This window comes from Streptomyces flavochromogenes (assembly GCF_000717595.1).
Lineage (GTDB): Bacteria > Actinomycetota > Actinomycetes > Streptomycetales > Streptomycetaceae > Streptomyces > Streptomyces flavochromogenes.
Window position 1 is genome coordinate 1 of record NZ_JNZO01000056.1, and the last position, 21,851, is coordinate 21,851.

17 protein-coding genes and 1 pseudogene are annotated in these 21,851 nt (G+C 72.8%); 10 read left to right on the forward strand and 8 right to left on the reverse strand.

Annotated elements, in window-relative coordinates:
- Positions 1 to 609: 609 nt before the first annotated feature.
- Together IF00_RS0139250 and ptsP are read left to right on the forward strand one after the other, a co-directional pair.
- The gene (locus tag IF00_RS0139250; RefSeq protein WP_030326712.1) at positions 610 to 1,059 is read left to right on the forward strand and encodes a PTS sugar transporter subunit IIA; all 450 of its coding nucleotides are present in this window, start codon (positions 610 to 612) and stop codon (positions 1,057 to 1,059) included.
- Between the two features lie 80 nt (positions 1,060 to 1,139).
- Complete coding sequence (gene ptsP, locus IF00_RS0139255; protein ID WP_030326714.1) at positions 1,140 to 2,810, forward strand: phosphoenolpyruvate--protein phosphotransferase; 1,671 nt, start codon at positions 1,140 to 1,142, stop codon at positions 2,808 to 2,810.
- 71 nt (positions 2,811 to 2,881) lie between these two features.
- On the opposite strand, the gene IF00_RS0139260 is transcribed toward ptsP, so the two are convergent.
- Together IF00_RS0139260 and IF00_RS0139265 are read right to left on the reverse strand one after the other, a co-directional pair.
- The gene (locus IF00_RS0139260; protein WP_030326715.1) at positions 2,882 to 3,781 is read right to left on the reverse strand and encodes a hypothetical protein; all 900 of its coding nucleotides are present in this window, start codon (positions 3,779 to 3,781) and stop codon (positions 2,882 to 2,884) included.
- A gap of 24 nt (positions 3,782 to 3,805) precedes the next feature.
- Positions 3,806 to 5,092, reverse strand: a complete 1,287-nt coding sequence (locus tag IF00_RS0139265; RefSeq protein ID WP_280922641.1) for an MFS transporter — start codon at positions 5,090 to 5,092, stop codon at positions 3,806 to 3,808.
- A 46-nt stretch (positions 5,093 to 5,138) separates the two neighbouring features.
- On the opposite strand from IF00_RS0139265, the gene IF00_RS0139270 reads away from it, so the two are divergent.
- The 3 genes from IF00_RS0139270 to IF00_RS0139280 all read left to right on the forward strand — a co-directional run bounded on the left by IF00_RS0139270 (position 5,139) and on the right by IF00_RS0139280 (position 8,609).
- Positions 5,139 to 6,458: an aminotransferase class I/II-fold pyridoxal phosphate-dependent enzyme gene (locus IF00_RS0139270; protein ID WP_030326719.1), complete on the forward strand. Its 1,320-nt coding sequence runs from the start codon at positions 5,139 to 5,141 to the stop codon at positions 6,456 to 6,458.
- Positions 6,459 to 6,657: 199 nt separating this feature from the next.
- Positions 6,658 to 7,488, forward strand: coding sequence for an RNA polymerase sigma factor (locus tag IF00_RS0139275; protein WP_078945050.1), 831 nt, complete (start codon positions 6,658 to 6,660; stop codon positions 7,486 to 7,488).
- Positions 7,485 to 8,609, forward strand: a complete 1,125-nt coding sequence (locus IF00_RS0139280) for a CU044_5270 family protein (RefSeq protein ID WP_030326723.1) — start codon at positions 7,485 to 7,487, stop codon at positions 8,607 to 8,609. The genes IF00_RS0139275 and IF00_RS0139280 overlap by 4 nt, the downstream gene beginning before the upstream one ends.
- A gap of 32 nt (positions 8,610 to 8,641) precedes the next feature.
- On the opposite strand, the pseudogene IF00_RS0139285 reads toward IF00_RS0139280, so the two are convergent.
- A pseudogene (locus IF00_RS0139285) lies at positions 8,642 to 10,528 on the reverse strand (acetoacetate--CoA ligase); the annotation flags it as partial.
- Positions 10,529 to 10,743: 215 nt separating this feature from the next.
- Here IF00_RS0139285 and IF00_RS0139290 point away from each other — a divergent pair.
- The gene (locus IF00_RS0139290) at positions 10,744 to 13,158 is read left to right on the forward strand and encodes a glycoside hydrolase family 31 protein (RefSeq protein ID WP_030326725.1); all 2,415 of its coding nucleotides are present in this window, start codon (positions 10,744 to 10,746) and stop codon (positions 13,156 to 13,158) included.
- A 116-nt stretch (positions 13,159 to 13,274) separates the two neighbouring features.
- On the opposite strand, the gene IF00_RS0139295 is transcribed toward IF00_RS0139290, so the two are convergent.
- Positions 13,275 to 13,835 (reverse strand): NUDIX domain-containing protein, encoded by a 561-nt coding sequence (locus IF00_RS0139295; protein WP_051820875.1) that lies wholly within the window; start codon positions 13,833 to 13,835, stop codon positions 13,275 to 13,277.
- Between IF00_RS0139295 and IF00_RS0139300 the strand changes: the two genes are divergently transcribed.
- From IF00_RS0139300 to IF00_RS0139310, 3 genes are all read left to right on the forward strand, one after another.
- On the forward strand, positions 13,834 to 14,655 hold the full coding sequence (locus IF00_RS0139300) for a M15 family metallopeptidase (protein WP_030326727.1): 822 nt from the start codon (positions 13,834 to 13,836) through the stop codon (positions 14,653 to 14,655). The genes IF00_RS0139295 and IF00_RS0139300 overlap by 2 nt on opposite strands.
- 83 nt (positions 14,656 to 14,738) lie before the next feature.
- Positions 14,739 to 15,203: a Zn-ribbon domain-containing OB-fold protein gene (locus tag IF00_RS0139305; RefSeq protein WP_037640290.1), complete on the forward strand. Its 465-nt coding sequence runs from the start codon at positions 14,739 to 14,741 to the stop codon at positions 15,201 to 15,203.
- A complete protein-coding gene (locus IF00_RS0139310; RefSeq protein ID WP_209439848.1) occupies positions 15,200 to 16,387 on the forward strand; it encodes a lipid-transfer protein in 1,188 nt (395 codons plus the stop codon). Before IF00_RS0139305 ends, IF00_RS0139310 begins: the two co-directional genes overlap by 4 nt.
- A 165-nt stretch (positions 16,388 to 16,552) precedes the next feature.
- On the opposite strand, the gene IF00_RS0139315 is transcribed toward IF00_RS0139310, so the two are convergent.
- Genes IF00_RS0139315 through IF00_RS0139330 form a run of 4 tightly spaced genes read right to left on the reverse strand, consistent with a single transcriptional unit; the run spans position 16,553 to position 21,003 of the window.
- Positions 16,553 to 17,158, reverse strand: a complete 606-nt coding sequence (locus IF00_RS0139315) for a GTP-binding protein (RefSeq protein WP_030326739.1) — start codon at positions 17,156 to 17,158, stop codon at positions 16,553 to 16,555.
- The gene (locus tag IF00_RS0139320) at positions 17,139 to 17,582 is read right to left on the reverse strand and encodes a DUF742 domain-containing protein (protein WP_030326741.1); all 444 of its coding nucleotides are present in this window, start codon (positions 17,580 to 17,582) and stop codon (positions 17,139 to 17,141) included. Before IF00_RS0139320 ends, IF00_RS0139315 begins: the two co-directional genes overlap by 20 nt.
- Before the next feature lie 11 nt (positions 17,583 to 17,593).
- Positions 17,594 to 18,043: a roadblock/LC7 domain-containing protein gene (locus IF00_RS0139325; protein ID WP_030326742.1), complete on the reverse strand. Its 450-nt coding sequence runs from the start codon at positions 18,041 to 18,043 to the stop codon at positions 17,594 to 17,596.
- The gene (locus IF00_RS0139330) at positions 18,040 to 21,003 is read right to left on the reverse strand and encodes a sensor histidine kinase (RefSeq protein WP_030326749.1); all 2,964 of its coding nucleotides are present in this window, start codon (positions 21,001 to 21,003) and stop codon (positions 18,040 to 18,042) included. The genes IF00_RS0139325 and IF00_RS0139330 overlap by 4 nt, the downstream gene beginning before the upstream one ends.
- Before the next feature lie 435 nt (positions 21,004 to 21,438).
- Between IF00_RS0139330 and IF00_RS42090 the strand changes: the two genes are divergently transcribed.
- Positions 21,439 to 21,807 carry a hypothetical protein gene (locus IF00_RS42090; protein ID WP_245234775.1) on the forward strand — a complete coding sequence of 123 codons (369 nt, stop codon included), beginning with the start codon at positions 21,439 to 21,441 and terminating at the stop codon, positions 21,805 to 21,807.
- Positions 21,808 to 21,851: the final 44 nt, after the last annotated feature.

Sequence of the window (21,851 nt, forward strand, 5' to 3'; positions counted from 1 at the left end):
TGAGCCAGGATCAAACTCTCCGTGAATGTTTACCCGTAATCGGGTGACACTCGCGTTGAGCGGGACAGTCAGACCGGAATAAGGCCGACTGTCCACAGCATCCTCGCTGTGTATGTTGCCTACCGCCACAAGGGCCGGCAGGACTTTCAAAGGAACCTCGCCATCCGAAGATGGACGGGGTATCAACTAATCTGGCGTTGATTTTTGGCACGCTGTTGAGTCCCGTTTCTGCCACCCGCTGGAGCGGGTTCGCTGGGCAGGAATTCACTTTCGTGCTTTCCGTTCCCGGCGGGGTTGAACATTACCAGGCTTTCTCGGTCCCCCCGACCACATCCCTGCGAGCATGCAGAGGTGTAGACCACTGGGGTTAGGATCTGGCTTGATAGGTGCTGCCGACCCGCGACTCAAGGCCGCGTTGGGGTCAGGCAGGAGTACGACAGTACATCCCACCGTCAGCTGAGGCAAATCGTTTCCGGTGGTCCCTAGCTCCGCCCAACTGGTACGTCCCGGGCGGAACTGGGACTTCTTATGACTTACGCTTCTGAACAGTACGCCGTCCAGGACAGGTAGTGACGGCGCCACACAATCTCCGCCCCTGGGAGGCTTCCCATGACAACCGTGACGTCGCCGCTTGCCGGACGCGCCATCGGTCTCGCCGCAGTTCCCGACCCGGTCTTCTCCGGTGCGATGGTCGGGCCCGGCACCGCCATCGATCCCGTACGTGAGCCCTCGGAGGCCGTCTCCCCCATCGACGGGGTCATCGTCTCCATGCACCCGCACGCCTTCGTCGTCGTCGACGGTGAGGGCCACGGGGTGCTGACCCACCTCGGCATCGACACCGTTCAGCTCAACGGGGAGGGCTTCGAGCTCCTCGTGAACAAGGGCGACACCGTCCAGCGCGGCCAGGCCGTCGTGCGCTGGGACCCCGCCGCGGTCGAGGCCGCCGGAAAGTCCCCCATCTGTCCCATCGTGGCCCTCGAGGCCACTGCGGACTCGCTCTCCCACGTCGTCGAGGACGGCGATGTGAAGGCCGGCGACCAGCTCTTCGGCTGGAGCTGAGCCGGATCGTCCCCGTGACGACCGCGAGTTCGACATTCAACGCGGCGGCAGGTGTCGCCGCTCTATCGGAGACGGGTGAGATGGAGACAACGCTGCGAGGCGTCGGCGTCAGCCACGGTGTGGCGATCGGCGAGGTCCGGCACATGGGCACGGCGGTTCTCGAACCGCCGGCCAAGCAGATTCCGGCGGACGAGGCGGAGCGCGAACAGGGGCGCGCCCGTCAGGCCGTCGAGGCTGTCGCCGCCGACCTCAATGCACGCGGCAACCTGGCCGGCGGCGAGGCTCAGCACGTGCTCGAGGCCCAGGCGATGATCGCCCAGGACCCGGAGCTCATCGCCGATGTGGACCGTCGTATCGCCGTGGGCAGCACGGCCGAGCGCGGTATCTACGACGCCTTCTCGCACTATCGCGAGCTGCTCGCCGGTGCCGGTGAGTACATGGCCGGGCGGGTCGCCGACCTCGACGACGTGCGGAACCGGATCGTGGCGCGCCTTCTCGGTGTGCCGATGCCTGGTGTGCCGGACAGCGACGAGCCGTACGTGCTGATCGCGCGGGACCTTGCACCCGCCGACACGGCGCTGCTCGACCCCACGCTGGTGCTCGGGTTCGTGACCGAGGAGGGCGGGCCGACCAGCCACAGCGCGATTCTCGCGCGAGCGCTGGGTGTGCCGGCCATCGTCGCGCTGCCGGGCGCGGGTGAGCTCGCCGAGGGCACGATGATCGCGGTCGACGGTTCGACCGGTGAGATCTTCGTGGAGCCGAGCGAGGAGAAGAAGGCGGAGCTGACCAAGGCCGCCGCCGCGCGCAAGGCCGCGCTGGCGACGTCCAGCGGTCCGGGCGCCACCTCGGACGGGCACAAGGTGCCGCTGCTCGCCAACGTCGGCGGGCCGGCGGATGTGCCGGCTGCGGTGGAGGCCGGTGCCGAGGGTGTCGGTCTGTTCCGTACGGAGTTCCTCTTCCTGGACGACAGCGAGAAGGCTCCGTCCGAGGACAAGCAGGTCGAGGCCTACCGCAAGGTGCTGGAGGCGTTCCCCGAGGGCCGTGTGGTCGTGCGGGTGCTCGACGCGGGTGCGGACAAGCCGCTGGACTTCCTGACGCCGGCGGACGAGCCGAACCCGGCGCTCGGTGTGCGGGGTCTGCGGTCGCTGCTCGACCACCCCGAGGTGCTGCGGACCCAGCTGACCGCGCTGGCGAAGGCGGCCGAGGGCCTGCCGGTGTACCTCGAGGTGATGGCGCCGATGGTGGCCGACCGCACGGACGCGAAGGCTTTCGCGGACGCCTGCCGTGAGGCGGGGCTGCGGGCGAAGTTCGGTGCGATGGTCGAGATTCCCTCGGCCGCGCTGCGGGCGCGCTCGATCCTCCAGGAGGTCGAGTTCCTTTCGCTCGGCACCAACGACCTGGCGCAGTACACCTTCGCCGCCGACCGTCAGGTCGGTGCGGTGTCGCGGCTCCAGGACCCGTGGCAGCCGGCGCTGCTGGACCTGGTGGCGCTGTCCGCCGAGGCGGCGAAGGCCGAGGGCAAGAGTTGTGGTGTCTGTGGCGAGGCTGCCGCCGACCCGCTGCTCGCCTGTGTGCTGACGGGTCTGGGTGTCACCTCCCTTTCCATGGGTGCTGCCTCGATTCCGTATGTGCGGGCGACGCTGGCCAAGTACACGCTGGCGCAGTGCGAGCGTGCCGCGGCCGCGGCGCGTGCCGCGGACACGGCGCACGAGGCACGCGTGGCCGCGCAGGCGGTGCTGTCCGGGGAGTGATTCCCGGAGGTGTTCGACGAAGGGGCTTTCCGTCACGGAGGTGGCGGGGAGCCCCTTCGGCATGTGCGGGGTCAGTGGTGGGTGGTCCAGTCGTCGTCGGGGTCGGGGGTGAGGGGGAAGCCTGCCCGGTGGTCGACGCCCGGTTCCGGGGAGAGGGGTTCTCCGGTGCGGGCGTCGGTGCAGTAGGCGGCGAAGACCTCGGCCTCGGTGAGGGGGGTGAGGATGCCGCCGGTGAGGCGCCAGCCGTGGAGTCGGTCGCGGGCGCCGGGAGAGGTGGTGCGCAGGACGAGGCCGCCGGGTGCTCCGAGGACGATGCCCGCGGCGAGGACGGCGGTGAACTCGGCTGCTGCGGTGTCCTCGACGTCCGTGGGTGAGGTGGTGCCGTCGGCGTGGAGGACGGCGAGGAGCTGGTCGTCGGCGGCCGGGACGCTGCAGACGAGGTGGTGGATGCCGGGTCCTGCGGCCTCCAGGAGTCGGGCGAGGAGCCGGGCGGCGCGCTCGAAGGCGGCGCTGCCGATGTCCCTGCCGCAGGTGGCGCAGTCGCCCGCGGTGGCGAGGACGGTGGTGGCGTACTCCCAGGTGGCGTGGCGGACGGCGGTGCCGACCAGCTCGGGGAGGAGGGTGCTGAGGGGCTGCCCGGTGTAGGTGACCCGGGCGCCGGTGGCGGCGAGGTGGGCGGTGAAGCGGCTGCGGCTCGTGGGGTGGTCGGGGTCGAGGGCGGTCTCGGCGCAGTAGGCCGCGTACTCCTCGGGGTCGAAGAGGGTGACGGTGGTGTGGCCGCCCTGGGTGGCGAGGGTCCTGAGAAGGGCCTCGATCTGACGGAGGTAGGTGGTGTGGTCGTCGAAGGCGAAGGTGCGGTACCGGCGCATGGCCGTGAAGTCGTGCTCGTCGGCGAGGAGGCCGACGGTGCTGGGGACTTCGCGGCGCAGGGCGCGGCGGAGGTTCGCTGGGGTGGTGCCGGTCCGTGTCATGTCTCCCCCTGGAATGTGGTCCGATCAGTGCTCACTCACCGTAACCTTCGCCACTGACAGTGACGCTTCGGGGAGGCGTCGGCGGACGAGGCGGTTCTGGGCGGCGCTGGTGGCGACGAGCGCCGCGCCGAGGAAGGGCCAGGCCAGCGGGCCGGCGGAGACGAGGCCGGTCATGAGGAGCGGGCCGACGAAGCGCTGGGTGGACTGGGCGAGGCCGTGGACACCGAGGTAGGCGCCCTGCGCGTCGTCGGGGGCGAGGGCCACGGAGATCTCCCAGGACGCGATGGTGTGGATCATCTCGGCGAAGGTGAGGACGACGGCCGCGGTGATCAGGGCGGCGATGGCGAGGGTCCGGCCGCCGAGGGCGGAGACGGTCAGGGCGAGCGTGCCGACGGCGAAGAGGACCGCGAGGGGCGCGAGCAGGCGGCGGGCGGCTTCGGTGGAGGAGCCGAAGCGCGAGAGCGGGACCTGGAAGATCACGACGAGGGCGCTGTTGGCGACCATCAGGAGCGGGGCGAGGCCGACGGGGGCGTCGGTGGCGTGGACGATCCAGAGGGGCAGGGCGACCTGGAGGACCGAGTCGTGGAGGAAGAAGACCGAGTCCGCGGCGGTGAAGCCGAGGAAGCCCCGGTCGCGCCAGGGGTTGGAGGGCTTGGCCGTCGGCGTGGCGTCGATGGAGGCTGCGGCGATCAGGGAGGCGGCGGGGGCCGGGGGTTCGGCGCAGCGGAGGGTGAGCACCGCCATCACGAGGTAGGAGAGGGCGTCTCCGACGAGGAGGAGCTGGAAGGCGGTGGTGGTGCCGACGGCGAGGGCGGCCGCGGCGCCGAGGCCGCCGAGGGTCCAGCCGATGTTGGAGGTGGTGCGGTTGATGGCCTGGTAGCGGACGCGGTCGGGGCCGGCGACCCGGGCGGCGTAGAGCTTGGTCAGGACGTTGGTGGCGCGGTCGGGAAGGGCGCCGGCGGCCGAGAAGAGGACGAGCAGCAGGTAGTCGTCGGTGGTGAGGAGGGCGAGGAGGGCCGCGGCGCGGAGGAGTTGGGTGCAGATGATGACGCGGACGAGGGGGAAGCGGTCGGCGAGGCGGCCGCCGAGGGGGGCGCCGGCGATGCCGGCAGCGCCGGAGACGGCGATGAGGAGGCCGACCTGGCCGAGGTCGAGGCCGGTGACGAACGTGAAGTAGAGGGCCATGGCCGTGGACCAGAGTCCGGTGCCGCACTTGTCGATGAACCCGATGACGAGCATGCGGCGGCCGTCCCGGCCGCCGGGTATGCGGTCCGTGAGGGCTGTGCGGGTGGAGTGGGTGGAGCGGCTCAATGGGTCCCCCTTGTGAACTGCTTTGTATTGATACATACTTGATTACGTGGCAGCACAATATTCGATCGAAGGCACGACGGCCAAGGGGATTGCCGCGTCCGTGGAGCGGGGCGTCGCCGAGGGCGGGCTCTCCCCCGGCGACGCCCTGCCGCCCGTGCGACGGCTCGCGGACGAGCTGGGGGTGAGTCCGGGGACGGTCGCGACGGCCTACAGGGAGCTGCGGCAGCGCGGGCTGATCGTCACGCGGGGCCGGGGCGGGACGGTCGTCGCGGAGGTGCCGTCGGTGGCCTCCAGGCGCCCGCCGCGCGTACCGGAAGGCCTTGTGGACCTCGCCGGTGGCCACCCGGACCCGCTCTTCCTCCCCGTACTGCGTCCACCGGCGACGGTCGTCCCGGGGTACGGGTCCCACCGTGCCGCGCCTCGCACGGCGGCGCTCGAGGAGGTGACCCGGCAGTGGTTCGAGCGGGACGGGGTGCCCGCACGGCACGTGACGTTCGCGCACGGGGCACTCGACTGCATCGCCCGGCTCCTCTCGACGGAGCTGCGGCCGGGTGACGCGGTGGCCGTGGAGGACCCGGGGTTCCACCACCTCCTCGACCTGGTCCCCGCGTTGGGCATGCGATTGGTCCCGGTGACCGTGGACGGCGAGGGGCTCGTTCCGGAGTCGCTGCGGGCGGCGCTGCGGGGCGGGGTGCGCGCGGTGGTGTGCAGCCCGAGGGGGCAGTGCCCGACCGGGGCGTACTTCACCCGGTCGCGGCGGGACGAACTCGTTGCGGTGCTAAGGGACTTCCCCGAGGTGCTCGTCGTCGAGGACGATCACAACGCGGAGGTCGGCGGGGCGGCCGCGTACACCCTCGCCGCCGCCGGGCTCGACCGGTGGGCGCAGGTGCGGACCGCGTCGAAGCACCTCGGGATCGACCTGCGGTGGGCCGGGATCGCGTGCGACGCGGCCACCCTCGCGCGGCACGACGGGCGGATGCTCATGACGTCGGGCTGGGTCAGTCACGTCCTCCAGGAGACGGTGGCCGGCCTGTTCCGCGACAGCGCGGTGCGCGCGCTCGTGGCCGACGGCGAGGCGGCGTACAAGGAGCGGCGCACGGCCCTGATCGACGCGCTCGGGGCGCACCGGATCCGGGCGGTCGGCGCGAGCGGGCTGAACGTGTGGGTGCCGGTGCGGGACGAGTCGGCGGTCGTCAACGGGCTGCGGACCCAGGGCTGGTGGGTGGCCGCGGGGGCGCGGTTCCGGATCGCCGCCCCGCCGGCCGTACGGATCACCACGTCCACACTCGCTCCGGAGGACGCGCGGCGGCTGGCGGCGGACTTCGCGGAGGTCCTGGGCGACGCGCAGGCGACGTACGGCGGTTGACTCCGGGTCGTCGGGCGCCGCCGGGTGTCGCCCTGGGTGCCATCCAGGTCGTGCCGTTGTCCGTCGACAGAGACACGGCGAGGGAACGGACGCCGGTATCGGCGGCGACTGAGGGCCTGGGGCGGAGCCGGTACGCGGTGTGGCGCGGGTCACGGGAACCGGGACGAACCATCGCCCAGTGCTTTGTGTGGAATCACCTATGAGAGATCGCTTCCGCGCCGGGGATCCCTCCGCGCTCGGTGAGGCGTACGACGAGCACGCACGCGTGCTGTATCACTACGCCTTCCGGGTGTGCGGGGACCGGGCGGCGGCCGAGGACGTCGTCTCCGCCGCGTTCCTGGAGGCCTGGCGCTGTCGCGGGAAGGTGCACGCCGAGGGCGGCAGTCTGCGCCCCTGGCTGCTCGGCATCGCGACCAACATCATGCGCGGGTCCGCCCGCGAGGCACGGCGGCGGGACGCGGCGCTGGCCCGGATGCCCGAGCGGGGCGTCCTGCCGGACTTCGCCGACGACGTCCTCGCCCGGATGGCCGACGGGGAGCAGATACGCGCCGCCCGCGCCGCTCTCGGCAAGCTCCGGCGGCGTGAGCGGGAGGTCTTCACGCTCGTCGTGTGGGCCGGGCTCGACTACGCGGCCGCCGGGGAGGCCCTGGGGGTCCCCGTCGGGACGGTCCGGTCCCGGTTGTCGCGGGCCCGCGAACGACTCCGGAAGCTCGCCGACGCCGAACTGCGGTCGGCCCGCCGGGAGGAGCGGGCGGCGGCTGCCGCCGTTCGGTCGCCCGGCCGGGTGGTGGGGCCGGCTGCCGGGCCCGCCACCGACGCCCGTCCCCGTACGGCCACCACGTTCGAGGCGACGCGCCAGGCCGCCCGCTCCGAAGCCGTGCGCCCGGCCGCCTTCCCCGATGCCCCGGCCCCCTCCCCCGAAGCCGTGAGCCCGACCGCCGCACCCGATGCCGTGACCCCAGCCGGTTCGGCGCGGTCCACCGTCCGTCCTGCCCTCGTCCCCCGATCGATCCCGGAGAACCAGGCATGAACGCCTTCGCCCCCCGTACGCCTCATCACCGCAAGGCCGACGCGCACGCGGACGCGCTGCTGCGGGCCGAGCTCGCCGAGCTGCTGCCCCCGCCGCCGGTGCCCGAGCTCGCGCCGGAGCGGGACCGCGAGCTGCGGCACGCCGTCCTGCGGACCGCCCTCGCCTCGGGTGACGGCGCCGGCGCCCACCCGCCTCGTGAGCGCCGGTCGCGCGGCGGGCTACGGCTCGGCTGGATCGCCGCGCCGGTGGCCGCCTGCGCGGTCGTCGCCGGTGTCGCCGTGCTCGCGCCCCAGGAGGGACCCACCGGGTCTCCTGGCCGCGCCTCGGCCGGGCAGCCCGCGGCCCCGGAGGCCGTGCGCTTCCTGTCCGGTGCCGCGCTGGCCGCCGCCTCCGCTCCCGCGCCGGACGCCCGGCCGGGCGGGTACGTCTACGTCAGGAGCCTCGTCGCCCACGCGGGGCGCGACGCGGCCGGCGGTTCGGCCGCGCTGCCGCCCGCGCACCAGCGCGAGGTGTGGCTCTCCGTCGACGGCAGCCGTCCGGGGCTGTTGCGCGAGGCCGGGGCCGCCGACACGGAACTCGGCGGCGAGGCCCCCGTCTACGAGCTGGACGGTCCCGGGGCCACACCCCGGAAGACGACCCTCGCGGCGGCGGCGCCCTCCGTCATGAACCCGACCCACACGTTCGTGGCGACGCTCCCCACGGATCCGGACGCGCTGCTGCGCCTCGTCCGGGACCAGACGCGCGCGGGCGAGGGCGACGCCGATCAGCGGGCGTTCACCGCGATCGGAACCCTGCTCGCCGAGACCTGGGCCCCGCCGAAGGTCACCGCCGCGCTGTACGGGGCCGCGGCGCGGATCCCCGGAGTGACCCTCCTGCCGTCCGCGAAGGACGCCGCCGGTCGTGAGGGCGTCGCCGTGGCCCGCACCGCCCACGGCGAGCAGACACAGTGGATCTTCGACCGGGCGACGTCGGCGTTCCTCGGTGAGCGCACCGTCCTCACCGAGACCACCTCGGCCGGCTCGGCCGGGACGGTCCTCGGGCTCTCGGCGGTGCTCGCCAAGGCATCCGCCCCGGCGCCCGGTGTGCTGCCGACGGGCGTGAGCCGCCTGCCGAAGGGCTGACCGGAGAACGGAAGGGCCCGCCGATCCGGCCGGATCGGCGGGGGGCTGCGGAGGCGCTTGACCGGTACCTCGATGCGCTTGCCCGTGAGGGTGTGCGGGACGCCCGGGACCTCGATGATCTCGTCGGGGACGTGGCGCGGGGAGAGTTCGGTGCGGATCGTCCGCTTGATACGGGCGATCAGCTCGTCGTCGAGGGTCGCGCCCTCGACGAGGTGGACGAAGAGCGGCATCCAGTAGCCGCCGTCCGGCTCTTCCAGGCCGATCACGAGGGATTCGCGGATCTCCGGGAGGCGTTCTACGGCCTCGTAGATATCGGCGCTCCCCATCCGGACGCCCTGGCGGTTCAGGGTGGAGTCGGAGCGGCCGTGAATGACGACCGAGCCGTGGTCGGTGATCGTGATCCAGTCTCCGTGGCGCCAGACGCCCGGGAACATCTCGAAGTAGCTGTCGCGGTAGCGGCTGCCGTCCGGGTCGTTCCAGAAGTGGATCGGCATGGACGGCATGGGGTTGGTGACGACGAGTTCGCCGACCTCGCCGATCACGGGCTTGCCGGAGGGGTCCCAGGCCTGGAGGTCGGTGCCGAGGCCGGCCGCCTGCAGTTCGCCGATGTGGACCGGGAGGGTGGGGACGGCGCCCGCGAAACAGGAGCACACGTCGGTGCCGCCGCTGACGGAGGCGATCCAGAGGTTCTCGCGGACCTCGTCGTGGAGCCAGCGGAAGCCGTCGGGCGGCAGCGGGGAGCCGGTGGTGGCCACGCACTTCACCGCCGAGAGGTCGAAGTCGCGGCCGGGGTGCACGTCCGCCTTCGCGCAGGCCATCACGTACGCGGCGGAGGTGCCGTACAGGGTGGCGCGGGTGCGCTCGGCGACGCGCCACTGGGTGGCGGTGTCGGGGTAGCCGGGGCTGCCGTCGTACAGGACGACGGTCGTGCCGGTGAGCAGGCCGGAGACGAGAAAGTTCCACATCATCCAGCCGGTGGAGGTGTACCAGAAGAACACGTCCTCGGGGCCCAGGTCGCAGTGGAGGCCCAGCTGCTTGACGTGCTCGACGAGGATGCCGCCCTGGGACTGGACGATCGCCTTCGGCAGGCCGGTGGTGCCGGAGGAGTACAGGACCCACAGCGGGTGCGAGAACGGGACCTGCTCGTAGACCGGCTCGACGTCCGCGGAGACGAGGTCGGCCCAGGCGAGGGTGCCCTCGGGAGCCGGGGTGCCGAGCAGCGGGACGTGGACGACGGCGCGGAGGGTCGGGAGCTCGGCGCGCAGTTCGGCGACGGTCTCGCGGCGGTCGTGCTCCTTGCCGCCGTAGCGGTAGCCGTCGACGGTGAAGAGGACCACGGGCTCGACCTGCTGGAAGCGGTCGAGGACGCTGCGGGCACCGAAGTCGGGGGCACAGGAGGTCCACACGCCGCCGACCGCGGCGGTGGCGAGGAGGGCCACGACGGACTGCGGGACGTTGGGCAGGTAGCCGCTGATCCGGTCGCCCGGCCGGACGCCGAGGGCACGGAGTTCGGCGGCGAGGGAGCCGACCTGGCGGCGGAGCTCGGCCCAGGTGATCGGGGTGGGCTCATGTGTTTCGTCCACATGGAGCAGGGCCGTGTCATGGGGCCGCTCGTCGGCGGCGCGCAGGGCGTGCTCGGCGTAGTTGAGGGTGGCTCCGGGGAACCAGTCGGCGCCGGGCATCGAGCGGTCGCCGAGCACACGCTCGTACGGGGTCGAGAAGCGGATGTCGAACCACTCGACGACCGCCTGCCAGAAGGCTTCGAGCTCGTCGACGGACCAGCGGTGGAGCGCCGGGTATCCGCCCGCGGCCGGGGCGCCGTGGTGTTCGGCGGCCCACGTCTGGAAGCGGGTCACGGCGGCCGTGGCGATGCGTTCGTCGTCCGGCTGCCAGAGCGGCTCGGTCTGCGCTGATGTCATTGGGGCGGCTCCCTGGCTGTACGCGGGGTCGGCGTGTGTCCCGCGCACGTGCTGGGGTGTGCGCGCGACGCGGCTGACAGGACGATGCCATGTGATCGTCTTTCGCACCAGGTCTGCCCGCCCATGGTCGGGTAGTTGAATATGTGCTCCCACCACGGGTGAACGCCAGTTGAACGGAGCCTGTTCGGCCCCGGGTGGGTGGCAGGCTGAGCTGCATGGACGGTCGTGAACTGGTGCGTTCGATGAAGGCGTTCGGCTCGGTGCGGGGATGGCGGACGGTGCGGGCGGCGTGGCGGCAGCGTCGTACGGACGCGTGGGGGCTGCCGCCGAGAGGTGCGGAGCGGGCCCGGGTACCGGGGCCGGCGACGGGTGCGGAGGCCTCGCCCGGCGGGGGGACCATCCGGTTCGCGCGCTCCTCGTTGCGGATCCGGGTGTCGTCGGGCGGCACGGTGTTCTGGGGGTGGGACGGGGCCGAGCCGCTTCCCTCGTACGCCCTGGCCGGTGAGGCGCCGGATCCGGATCTGCGGGCCTCCCTGGAGCCTGACACGGACGGGGGCTGGCGGATCGTGTCGGAGCGGGTGACGGTGGCGGTGTCCCGGCACGGGGCGGTGGAGATCCGGACGCCGGGCGGGGTGATGCTGCGCCGGGACCTGCCACCGCGCTGGTGGGAGCCGGTGGCGCAGGCCGTTCCTCCGGGTGCGAAGCCGGCTCCGGGTGCTCGGTCGGGGGCCGACGCGGCCTCGTCCGGCGGGTCCGCGCGCTGGGTGCAGCGCAGTGAGGTGCCGGCGGACGCACGGTTCTTCGGGCTGGGCGGCCGGTCGGCGGGGCCTCGGCTGCGGGACGGCTCGTACCGCCTCTGGAACACCGACCCCAAGGGGAGCTTCGGCCCCGGGGACGATCCGCTCTACCTCACCATGCCCGTGCAGTTCGTCGTCTCGGACGCGGGGACGCACCTGGCCTTCCACGACAACTCCTGGGACGGCCGGGTCACCCTCGCCGAGGGTGAGGAGGGCGCGGGGTCCGGGCACGACCGGCCGGGGACCAGCGAGGTCCGCATGGTCGGCGGTCCGCTGCGCTGCTGGGTGGTGGTCGGCACCCCCGCGCGCGTGCTCCACGGCTGGGCGGCGCTCACCGGCGCTCCGGCGCTGCCGCCGGACTGGGCGCTCGGGCCGCAGCACGCGCGCTGGGGGTTCGGCAGCGAGCACGAGGTGCGTCGGATCGTGGCCGGATACCGGGAGCGGGGGCTGCCGCTGTCCGCCGTCCATCTGGACATCGACCACTACGACGGGCACCGCGTGTTCACCGTCGACCGGGAGCGTTTCCCCGATCTGCCGGGGCTCGCGAAGGAGCTGCGGGAGCAGGGCGTGCGGCTCGTGTCGATCGTGGACCCGGCGGTGAAGGTCGAACCGGGGAACGCGGTCTACGACAGCGGGCGGGCGGCGGGGGCCTTCGTGCGGGACGCGCGGGGCGACGAGGTCCACGGCGTGGTGTGGCCGGGCGAGTGCGCCTACCCGGACTTCACCGATCCGGCGGTACGGGAGTGGTGGGGCGAGCTGTACGAGGAGCGGCTCGGGCAGGGCTTCGCCGGGGTGTGGCACGACATGAACGAGCCGGTGTCCTTCGCGCCCTTCGGTGACACGACGCTGCCGCGCTCGGCACGGCACGACCTGGACGGCCGGGGCGGCGACCATCGCGAGGCGCACAACGTGTACGGCCTCACGATGGCGCGGGCCGGGTACGAGGGGCTGCGCCGGCTGCGGCCCGACGAGCGGCCCTTCCTCTTCTCGCGTTCCGGCTGGGCGGGGATGCAGCGCTACGGGGGCACCTGGTCGGGCGATGTGTCGACGGGGTGGCCGGGGCTGCGGGCCTCCCTCGCCCTGGTCCTGGGGCTCGGGCTGTGCGGGGTGCCGTACTCGGGTCCCGACGTGGGCGGTTTCGACGGCAGTCCGACACCGGAGCTGTTCCTGCGCTGGTATCAGCTGGGGGCGTGGCTGCCGCTGTTCCGCACGCACGCGGCGATCGACGCGGGGCGGCGCGAACCGTGGGAGTTCGGTCCGGAGGTCCTGGAGCACGCGCGCGCGGCACTGGCCGAACGGGAGCGGCTGCGGCCGTACTTCACGACCCTGGCCCGGCTGGCCAGGATGACGGGCGCGCCGTACGTACGCCCACTGTGGTGGGGGGCGCCCGAGGACCGGGTGCTGCGCGACTGCGAGGACGCTTTCCTGCTCGGGGACGCGCTGCTCGTGGCGCCGGTCCTGACCAGGGGAGCCGACCGACGGGCGGTACGGCTGCCGCGCGGACGCTGGTACGACACGGTGACGGGGCAGGCGTACGAGGGTCCCGGGCAGGTGCTGCTGGACGCACCGCTCTCCCGGGTGCCGGTCCTGGCGCGGGCGGGGGCGGTGCTCGCGGTGCGGGGTGACGACGGCGAACCGGCCCTGGAGGTGTGGGCGCCCGCCGCCGGGCGGACGGGGGGCGGGCTCGTCGTACGGGACACGGGGGACGGCTGGGAGACGGCCGAGATCGAGCGGTACCAGTCGCGGCTCGTGGACGGCCGGGTGGTCGTCGAGCGGGTGACGCACGACGGGGTGGAGGAGGCGGGGCTGCCGGTGCGGGTGCGGGGGGTGTGATCCGCCGCGGGCGAGTGCTCCGGAGGCCGTGATCCTCTCCGGAGCAGGGCCCCCGAAGGGGCGTGACCGCTCCCTGTGGAGGTCCCGACGCCGCTCGTCTCGCCGTCGGCTCCCGCTCAGCCGTACTGCCCCGCGAACCACTTCCGTACCGCCTCCGTGTGGAGCGGGAAGGCGAGTTCCTCGGGTGCGTGGAGCACGTGGTGGCCGCTCGTCTCGTCCGTCGCGACCGAGGGCGGGAGCGCTGCCGCCGGGCGGGGCGGGAGGAGGCCGAAGACGAGGAGGTGGCCGGCCGGGGAGCTCAGCGCGTCGGCGAGACGGACCTCCTCGGCGGAGGCGACGATCCCGGTCTCCTCCCGCAGTTCGCGGGCCACGGCGGCGCGCCAGTCCTCGCCGTGGTCGATGAAGCCGCCGGGCAGGGCGACCTCGCCGCGCGCGGGTTCGATGGTGCGGGTGATGACGACGAGGCCCGTGTCCGCTCCGTCCGTGACGGGGAGCAGCGCGACGGCGACGGGCAGCGGGTTGCGGTAGGCGGTCTGGCCGCAGGCCGGGCAGGTGCGGGGCCAGCCGGCGTCGGCCGGGTGGGCCGCGCCGCAGAACGTGCAGTGGGAGTCCTTCACGGGCCGACCGTATGCGATCACCCTTTCCCGGCGCTGCCGGAACTGATAGACGGTGCGCATGACAGGACTTGCTTCCGCCTTACGTACCCTCGCCGTCACGGCCGCGGCCGGACTGCTCGCCGTCACGGGCGCCGTCGCCGCCCCCGCTCCCCCGGCGTCCGCCGCGCCCGAGCCGAAGGCGCCCCGGGAGTTCGTGGCCCTCGGATCGGTGGACCGGACGATCATTCAGGAGATGCGCTACACGACGGAGCACAACTTCGTGGGCGAGCCGGTGGACGGCTACCGGCAGCCGTTGTGCATCCTGACCCGGCCTGCCGCCGAGGCCCTGCACCGCGCACAGGTGCGTCTCCTCGCCCGCGGCTACACGCTCAAGGTGTACGACTGCTACCGGCCGCAGCGGGCCGTCGACCACTTCGTGCGCTGGGCGAAGGACCTGGCTGACGAGCGGATGAAGGGTGAGTTCTATCCGCTCGTCGACAAGTCGAGGCTGTTCGCGGACGGTTACATCGCGGAGAAGTCCGGTCACAGCCGGGGCTCGACTGTGGATCTGACGATCGTCCGGCTGCCGGCCGTGCCCACGCGCGCGTACGTGCCGGGCGAGAGGTTGACGGAGTGCTACGCGCCGCGCGCGGAGCGGTTCCCGGACAACTCCGTGGACATGGGGACCGGGTACGACTGCTTCGACACGCTCTCGCACACCGACGATGCCCGGATCCAGGGTGCGCAACGGGCCCATCGGCAGCTGCTCAGGAGCACGCTCGTCGAGCAGGGCTTCGTGAACCTGCCGGAGGAGTGGTGGCACTTCACCTTCAAGCCGGAGCCGTTCCCGAGCACGTTCTTCGACTTTCCGGTGGCGCGGAGGTCGGTGGCCGGTCACTGAACCTTTCGCCCGCGGGGCTCCCGTGCCACACTTCTGACGGTTCGTCAGATCAGGGTGGGCGACGGCAGGCACGGGAGGCCTCGATGGCACGGACACGCACACCGGTGGTGGCCGGCTGGTTCACCGACGACACCGTGCCGGAGGCGGAGTTCCGGCTGCTCGGAACCCGTTGCACGGCCTGCGCCTCGGTCTTCTTCCCGCGTGCGGACGACGGCTGCCGCAATCCGGTCTGCCCCGGGGGCGGGGAGCTCGCCGAGTTCCCGCTCTCCCCACGCGGGCGGGTCTGGTCGTACACCGACGGGCGCTATCGTCCGCCCGCCCCGTACGTCTCCGATCCGGACACGCCCTGGGAGCCGTACACCCTCGTCGCGGTCGAGCTGGCGGCCGAGGCGATGGTGGTCCTCGGGCAGGCCGCACCGGGGGTGACGACGGCCGATCTGGCGGTCGGGACGGAGGTCGAGGTGGTGCCCGGGGTCCTCGACGAGGACGACGAGCACATCTGGACCACCTGGAACTGGCGGCCCGTCGTACGGGAGGAGCGGTCGTGAACGACATCGCCGTCATCGGGGCGGGAATGCACCCCTGGGGCAAGTGGGGCCGGAGTTTCATCAGTTACGGGACAGCCGCCGCCCGGGCCGCCCTCGCCGACGCCGGCCTCGACTGGTCGGACGTCGGCTCCGTCGTGGGCGCGAACACCATGCGGTGCGGATACCCGGGATACGTGGCCGGGGCGACGTTCGCGCAGGCCCTGGGGTGGCAGGGGGCGCGTGTCACCAGCGTGTACGCGGCGTGCGCGTCGGGCGCCCAGGCGATCGGGACCGCACGGGCCCAGATCCTCTCGGGACTCGCGGACGTGGTCCTGGTCGTCGGCGCGGACGCGACACCGAAGGGCTTCCTCGCCCCGGCCGGCGGCGAGCGTCCCGACGACCCGGACTGGCTGCGGTTCCGGGTGCTCGGGGCGACCAACCCCGCGTACTTCGCGCTCTACGCCCGCCGCAGGATGGCCCTGTACGGGGACACCCCGGACGACTTCGCCCAGGTGAAGGTGAAGAACGCGGCGGCCGGCGCGCTCAACCCACTCGCCCGCTACCGCGCGCGCGTGAGCGCCGAACAGGTCGCCTCGTCGGCCGTCGTCGCCGATCCGCTGCGGCTCCTCGACATCTGCGCCACCTCGGACGGGGGCGCCGCGCTCGTGCTGTCCGGCATGGAGTTCGCGCGCGGCCACGGGCACCCCGACCCGGTGCGGATCCGGGCCGTGTCGACGGTGTCCCCCACGTATCCCAAGGCGGTGCTCGACCTCCCGGACATCGCGACCGACTCGGCGGTGGCCGTCGCGCCCGCCCCGCACTCCTTCCGCGCCTCCATCGCACGCGCCGCCTACGAGGAGGCGGGGGTCGGGCCCGAGGACCTGTCCCTCGCGGAGGTCTACGACCTGTCCACCGCTCTGGAGCTGGAGTGGTACGAGGACATCGGGCTGTGCGCGGCCGGCGAGGGCGCCAAGCTGCTGCGGGAGGGGGCGACCGCGCTCGGCGGACGTCTGCCCGTCAACACCAGCGGCGGACTGGCCTCGTTCGGGGAGGCCGTGCCCGCCCAGGCGATCGCCCAGGTCTGCGAGCTGACCTGGCAGCTGCGGGGCACGGCGGGCGACCGGCAGGTCCCGGGGGCGCGGGTCGGCATCACCGCGAACCAGGGGCTGTTCGGGCACGGGTCGGCGGTGGTGGCGGTGCGCTGAGAATCCCCGGGATCGGAAGGGACCTCCGGTCGGGACACCTGGGACCTCGCGAGGAGGGCGCCCTGATGAAGGGACCTCGCGGGGAGGGAGCCCTGGTGAAGGGACCTCGCGGGGAGGGACCTCGGCGGCGGGCCGGGGCCCCTCGGCCGGCGGCCGGGGGTCACCTCAGGGGGCCACCGTCGCGTGACTCCGGTCCGCGAGGACGAGCGCGTGCTCGACCACGGCGACGAGGACGTTCTTCACGGACTCGCGGTCCCGGGCGTCGCACATCAGGAGCTCGACCTCCGGGTCCAGGTCCAGCGCCCCGCGCACGCTCTCCGCGGGGAACCGCCGTGCGCCCTCGAAGCAGTTGACGGCCACCGTGAACGGGATGCCGCGCCGCTCGAAGTAGTCGATGGCCGCGAAGCTGTCCTCCAGACGGCGGGTGTCCGCCAGGACCACCGCGCCGAGCGCGCCCTGTGCCAGCTCGTCCCAGAGGAACCAGAAGCGGTCCTGGCCGGGGGTGCCGAACAGGTACAGGACGAGGTCCTCGCGCAGGGTGATCCGGCCGAAGTCCATGGCGACCGTGGTGGTCGTCTTGGTCTCGACGCCGTGCAGGTCGTCGACGGGCCGCCCCGCCTCGCTGAGGATCTCCTCGGTCCGCAGGGGCCTGATCTCGCTGACCGCGCTCACCAGCGTCGTCTTGCCGACCCCGAACCCGCCCGCGACGAGGATCTTCAGGGTCACCGGCTCGACGTACGGCTTCTTGCGGCTAGAGCGCCCGAAGGCCATTGATCACCTCGCGGAGAATGCTCACGTCCGGCAGCTCGGCCGGCGGAACGGGGCGGGTCACATGGACGAGTTCGTCCTCGACGAGGTCGCCGACGAGCACCCTGACCACCCCGACGGGGAGGTCGAGTCCTGCGGCGAGCTCGGCGATCGACTGGGGCTGCTCGGAGCAGCGTTCGACGATCTCCACGTGCTCGGGGGAGAGCGTCTGGTCCCGGCCGGGGTCGTCGGCCGCGGGTTCGGGCACGACCACCGCGATCAGGTCGAGCCGGTGGCGGGTGGCGGCACTCGTCCGGCCGCGGGTCATCGCGTACGGACGGACCACCGGCCCGGCCTCGTCGTCGAACCAGTGGTGGTGGGCCGGGGTGGGGCTCTGGTCCGACTCCGTGTGCCGGTTCAGCTGGTTCCGCTCGGCTGCGTCACTCATGCCGTCCCCACTCACCCTCCCGCGGGCAGACCGGTCCGGGGCGCCGTCGCGAGGTGGGCCCCGACCCGCTTCACCATCAGCGTCATCTCGTAGGCGACCTGGCCGACGTCGGAGTCCGCGTCGGCGAGCACAGCCAGACAGCTGCCGTCGCCGGCGGCCGTGACGAAGAGGAAGGCGTCCTCAAGCTCGACGACCGTCTGGCGGACCTTGCCCGCCTCGAAGTGACGGCCGACGCCCTTGGCGAGGCTGTGGAAGCCGGAGGCCACGGCGGCCAGGTGCTCACCGTCCTCCCGGGTCAGGTCCTGGGACGCGCCGGTGGGGAGGCCGTCGCTGGAGAGCACCAGGGCCTTCCGGATGGACGCGACGCGCTGCACGAGCTCGTCGAGGAGCCAGTTCAGCTCGCCGTTGCCGTTTCCAGGGCCGGAGGTGGTGCTGGATGCTGCGGCGTTCGGTGCGGTCATCGACCGTCCCCCTCGGGTGTCGTTCCAGGTGCTGTCGGGTCGTCAGGGTCGGCGTTGTGCTGTCGCCCGCGCTGCCAGCCGCGCTGCATGGCGGCCATGCGCGCGCGTACCTCCTCGGCGTCGCGCTCGAAGGAGTCGGCGTCCGCGGGCGGGGCGCCGCCGTTCGTACGGGCGTCGGGGCGTCCGGCCGTACCGCGGTCGTCCGGGCCGTCGGTCGCGCGCAGCTGGGGCGCGAGGCTGGCCTGCCGGACGCGGCGGGGCAGTCCGCCGAACGGCTCGGGGCTCGCCGGCGGCGGCACGGGACCCTCCGGTGGTACGGGGACGAGGGTGGGGCCGGTTCCTCGTGGGGCGATGGGCAGGCCGTGCTGCCGGCCGGTGCCGCGCGGGGGTACGGGCTGGACGGCGGGCCGGCCGGTTCCGCTCGGGGGCACCGGCCGCTCCTCCTGCCCGGTTCCGTAGGCGTGGTGGTCCGTGACGCCGGGGCCGTCCGTCACCCGGCCGGGGGCGGGGTGCGCCCGGCCGTTGAGCGGCTGGTCCAGGTCGGGGAGCGCGTGGGCCCGCTCGGGCCCTTCGGCGTCCCGGCTCCGGCCCGTTCCGTCCGCGCCACGGCCGCGGTTCGGCTCGTCGAGGCGGCGGCCGTGATCCACGACGAGGGTCGGCGTACGACGACGCGGCAGCGGTACGGGGCCGAGGACGCCCGCGTCGGTGGACTTCTCCTCCTCGCCGTGGCCGCTCGTCCGGTCCGCGGGCTGCTGGTGCTGCTCTCCTGCGGGGGTGAGTCCGGCACGCCGCCGGCCACGGGGCCGGAAGAGACCGCCGCGTTCGCTCTCGGTGTCGAGGAGGTCCGCCGCGCCGTCGAGGAGTACCTCGAACTCCTCGCTGCCGAGCGGCCCCTCGAGCTCGACGGGTCCGTCGAGCGGGCCCGGTGCCTCGGTCACGTCCGGGACCCTGGCGAGCGCCGGGCGGCGGCTGGGCAGGACGCCGTCCTCGGCGGTCACGCCGTCGGCCGGGCCGGTGCGCTCCAGGGTCTTGCGGTCCAGGCGGAAGCCGGCGCCCTGGGTCTCGGGCGCGTCGGTGAGGAGCGCGGCCGGGATGAAGACGACGGCGGTGGTCCCGCCGTACGGGGAGGTCTGGAGCGAGACGCGGACGTTCTGGCGCTGGGCGAGCCGGCTGACCACGAAGAGGCCGAGCCGGTCGGTGTCCGAGAGCTCGAACTCGGGGGTCTCGGCGAGCCGGAGGTTGGCGTCGAGCAGGGCGTCCGGGTTCATGCCGAGGCCGCGGTCGTGGATCTCCAGGGTGAAGCCGTTGGCGACCCGCTCGCCCAGCACCTGGACGGCGGTGTGCGGGGGCGAGAAGACCGTGGCGTTCTCGAGGAGTTCGGCGATGAGGTGGGTGAGGTCCGCGACGGCGGGGCCGCCCACGCCGAGGCGCGGGAGCCGGCGGACCTCGATGCGCTCGTAGTCCTCGACCTCGGCGACGGCGGCACGGACCACGTCCATGAGCTGGACGGGCTTGCGCCACTGCCGGGAGGGTGCGGCGCCGGAGAGGATGACGAGGCCCTCGGCATGCCGTCGCATGCGGGTGGTGAGGTGGTCGAGCCGGAAGAGGTCGGCGAGCTCGTCGGTGTCCTCGGTGCGCCGTTCCATGGTGTCGAGGAGGGTGAGCTGGCGGTGCAGGAGAACCTGGTTGCGACGGGCGAGGTTGACGAACACCTCGGAGACGCCGCGCCGCAGCTCGGACTGTTTCACGGCGGCTTCGACGGCGGCGCGCTGGAGGGTGTTGAGCGCCTGGCCGACCTGGCCGACCTCGTCCTGTCCGTATCCCAGGTGGGGGACTTCGGTGCCGACGTCGACCTGTTCGCCCGCGGCGAGCCGTCGCATGACGCTGGGCAGGCGGACACCGGAGACCTCCTGGGCCTCCTTCTGGAGGCGGCGCAGGTCGCGGACGAGGTCGCGGCCGATGCGGACGGAGATGACGATCGAGGCGAGCAGGGCGAGGAAGCCGAGGACTCCGGCGACGCCTGCCTTGAGGAGGACGCTGTACGCGGCGGGCTGGACACGGTCCTGGTAGCGGTCGCCGGCCGCGGTGTTCTCCCTGGCCAGGTCGTCGAGGACGGGGCCGGCGTTGTCCTGCCAGTAGGCGGGGGTGACGGCGCGGGGGCTGTCGGTGGGCCCCTGTTCGATGATCGCGTTCTCGGCGGTGCGCAGCGGCTGGGTGTCGGGGCTGCGCCAGTACTTCTCGAAGCGGTCGCGCTCGGCGGTGGGCAGGAGTTCGAGGTTGACCTCGTAGAACTGCTCGCGGTTGGCGACGAGGTCGGATATCTCGCGGATCTCCCGGGCGGTGACCCGGTCCGCGACGAGCGCGGAGAGGACGAGCGCGTCCTCGCGGGAGAGCAGCTCACGCGCGCGGGTGATGCCGACGAGGGCGCGGCCCTGCTTGTCCATCTCCACGTTCTCGAGTGCGTGGAGGGTGACGAGGAAGCTGTAGCAGGGGTCGACGAGCCGGTTGTAGAACTCGAGGGCCTGCATCCGGCCGATGTCACGGTTCTCCACCGAGCGGCGCAGCGAGGCGATGCCTTCGAGCGCTTCGAGGAGGGAGGAGAGCCGCTGGGCGGTGACGGGCCGCATCTCCTCGCGTACGCCGGGGTCGGCGGCGTTGGCGCGGATGCGGGCGATCTGGCGGTCGGTCGCCCGGCGGGTCTCGTTGAGGGAACCGAGGGCGTTGGAGCCCCGGGGGTCGGCGAGGTAGATGAGGGACTGGCGCCGTTCGAGCTGGATGACGCGGGCGGTGTCCTCGAGGGGGTAGCCGACCTTGTCGACGATGTAGCCGACGTCGAGGAGTTGGTCGGCCTCGCGTCCGGTGAGGGCCGTGGCGAATCCCCACAGGCACGTCAGGGAGACGAGCGGTACGAGCAGCAACGCCACGATCTTCCTGCGGATGGACTTCCCGCGAAAGCGCATGGCCTCCCCCAGCTCGACCTCCGTGGCCCCGGAGGTCCTTCACGTTCGTGACGTCCGGCGTCAACACGCGGCGTCAACCTTGAGATTCAACAAACGGCGGCGCGAGCCTACTACTGCATCGCGGCCATCCCGAAGGCATGTCCGGGCTATTTTCAGCCTGTCGAGTGAGTCTTGATCATGAGATGTCCTGGTATTCGGGGAGTTGGGATTGGTCAATGTGGTGTAGGACACCTGACGATGCGCCATTTCTCCGGCCTGCGGAGATGGCTGGAATTATTCGTTCCGGTCCCATCCCGCTCACTTTCATCCCAGGTCGGACGAAACCTTTTCCCTCACTCGTGCGTCAATAAGTACGGGGCCGGTTCTGTCCGTGTATAGGCGCTCAAGACGGGCAGGCGTTCCTGAAGACGGTCAGTGGTGGGGAGTGACGGGACAATGGAACACGAGGCGCGGTCGGCGCGGCAGTTGTGGGTGGAGGACGAGCGGGCGCGACGGCGCATGCCGGACCCGGTGCGCGCCGCCGCGGTGCGGGCCGTGATGATCACATCGGTGACGCTCGTCCAGGGGGTCGTGGCGTTCTTCAGCACCGTGACGGGCTCATGGCTGGCGTTCCCGGTGACCGTCAGCGCGGTGGTCTCCACCGTCGTGGCGACCTGGAGTGTGCTCGACGTCTGGATCACCCGTCAGGTGTGGCGCCAGCGCAACGGTGTGGTGTCGGAGCCGAGCAGCACGGCGCGTCCGCCGCTCCGTGCGAAGCGCGGAGAGGGCCGGGCGGAGACGGCGTCGCTGTCCGAGGCGGCCTGACCCGGCAGAACGAAAGTGAGCGGCCCGGCCCCCGTCGAGGGGGC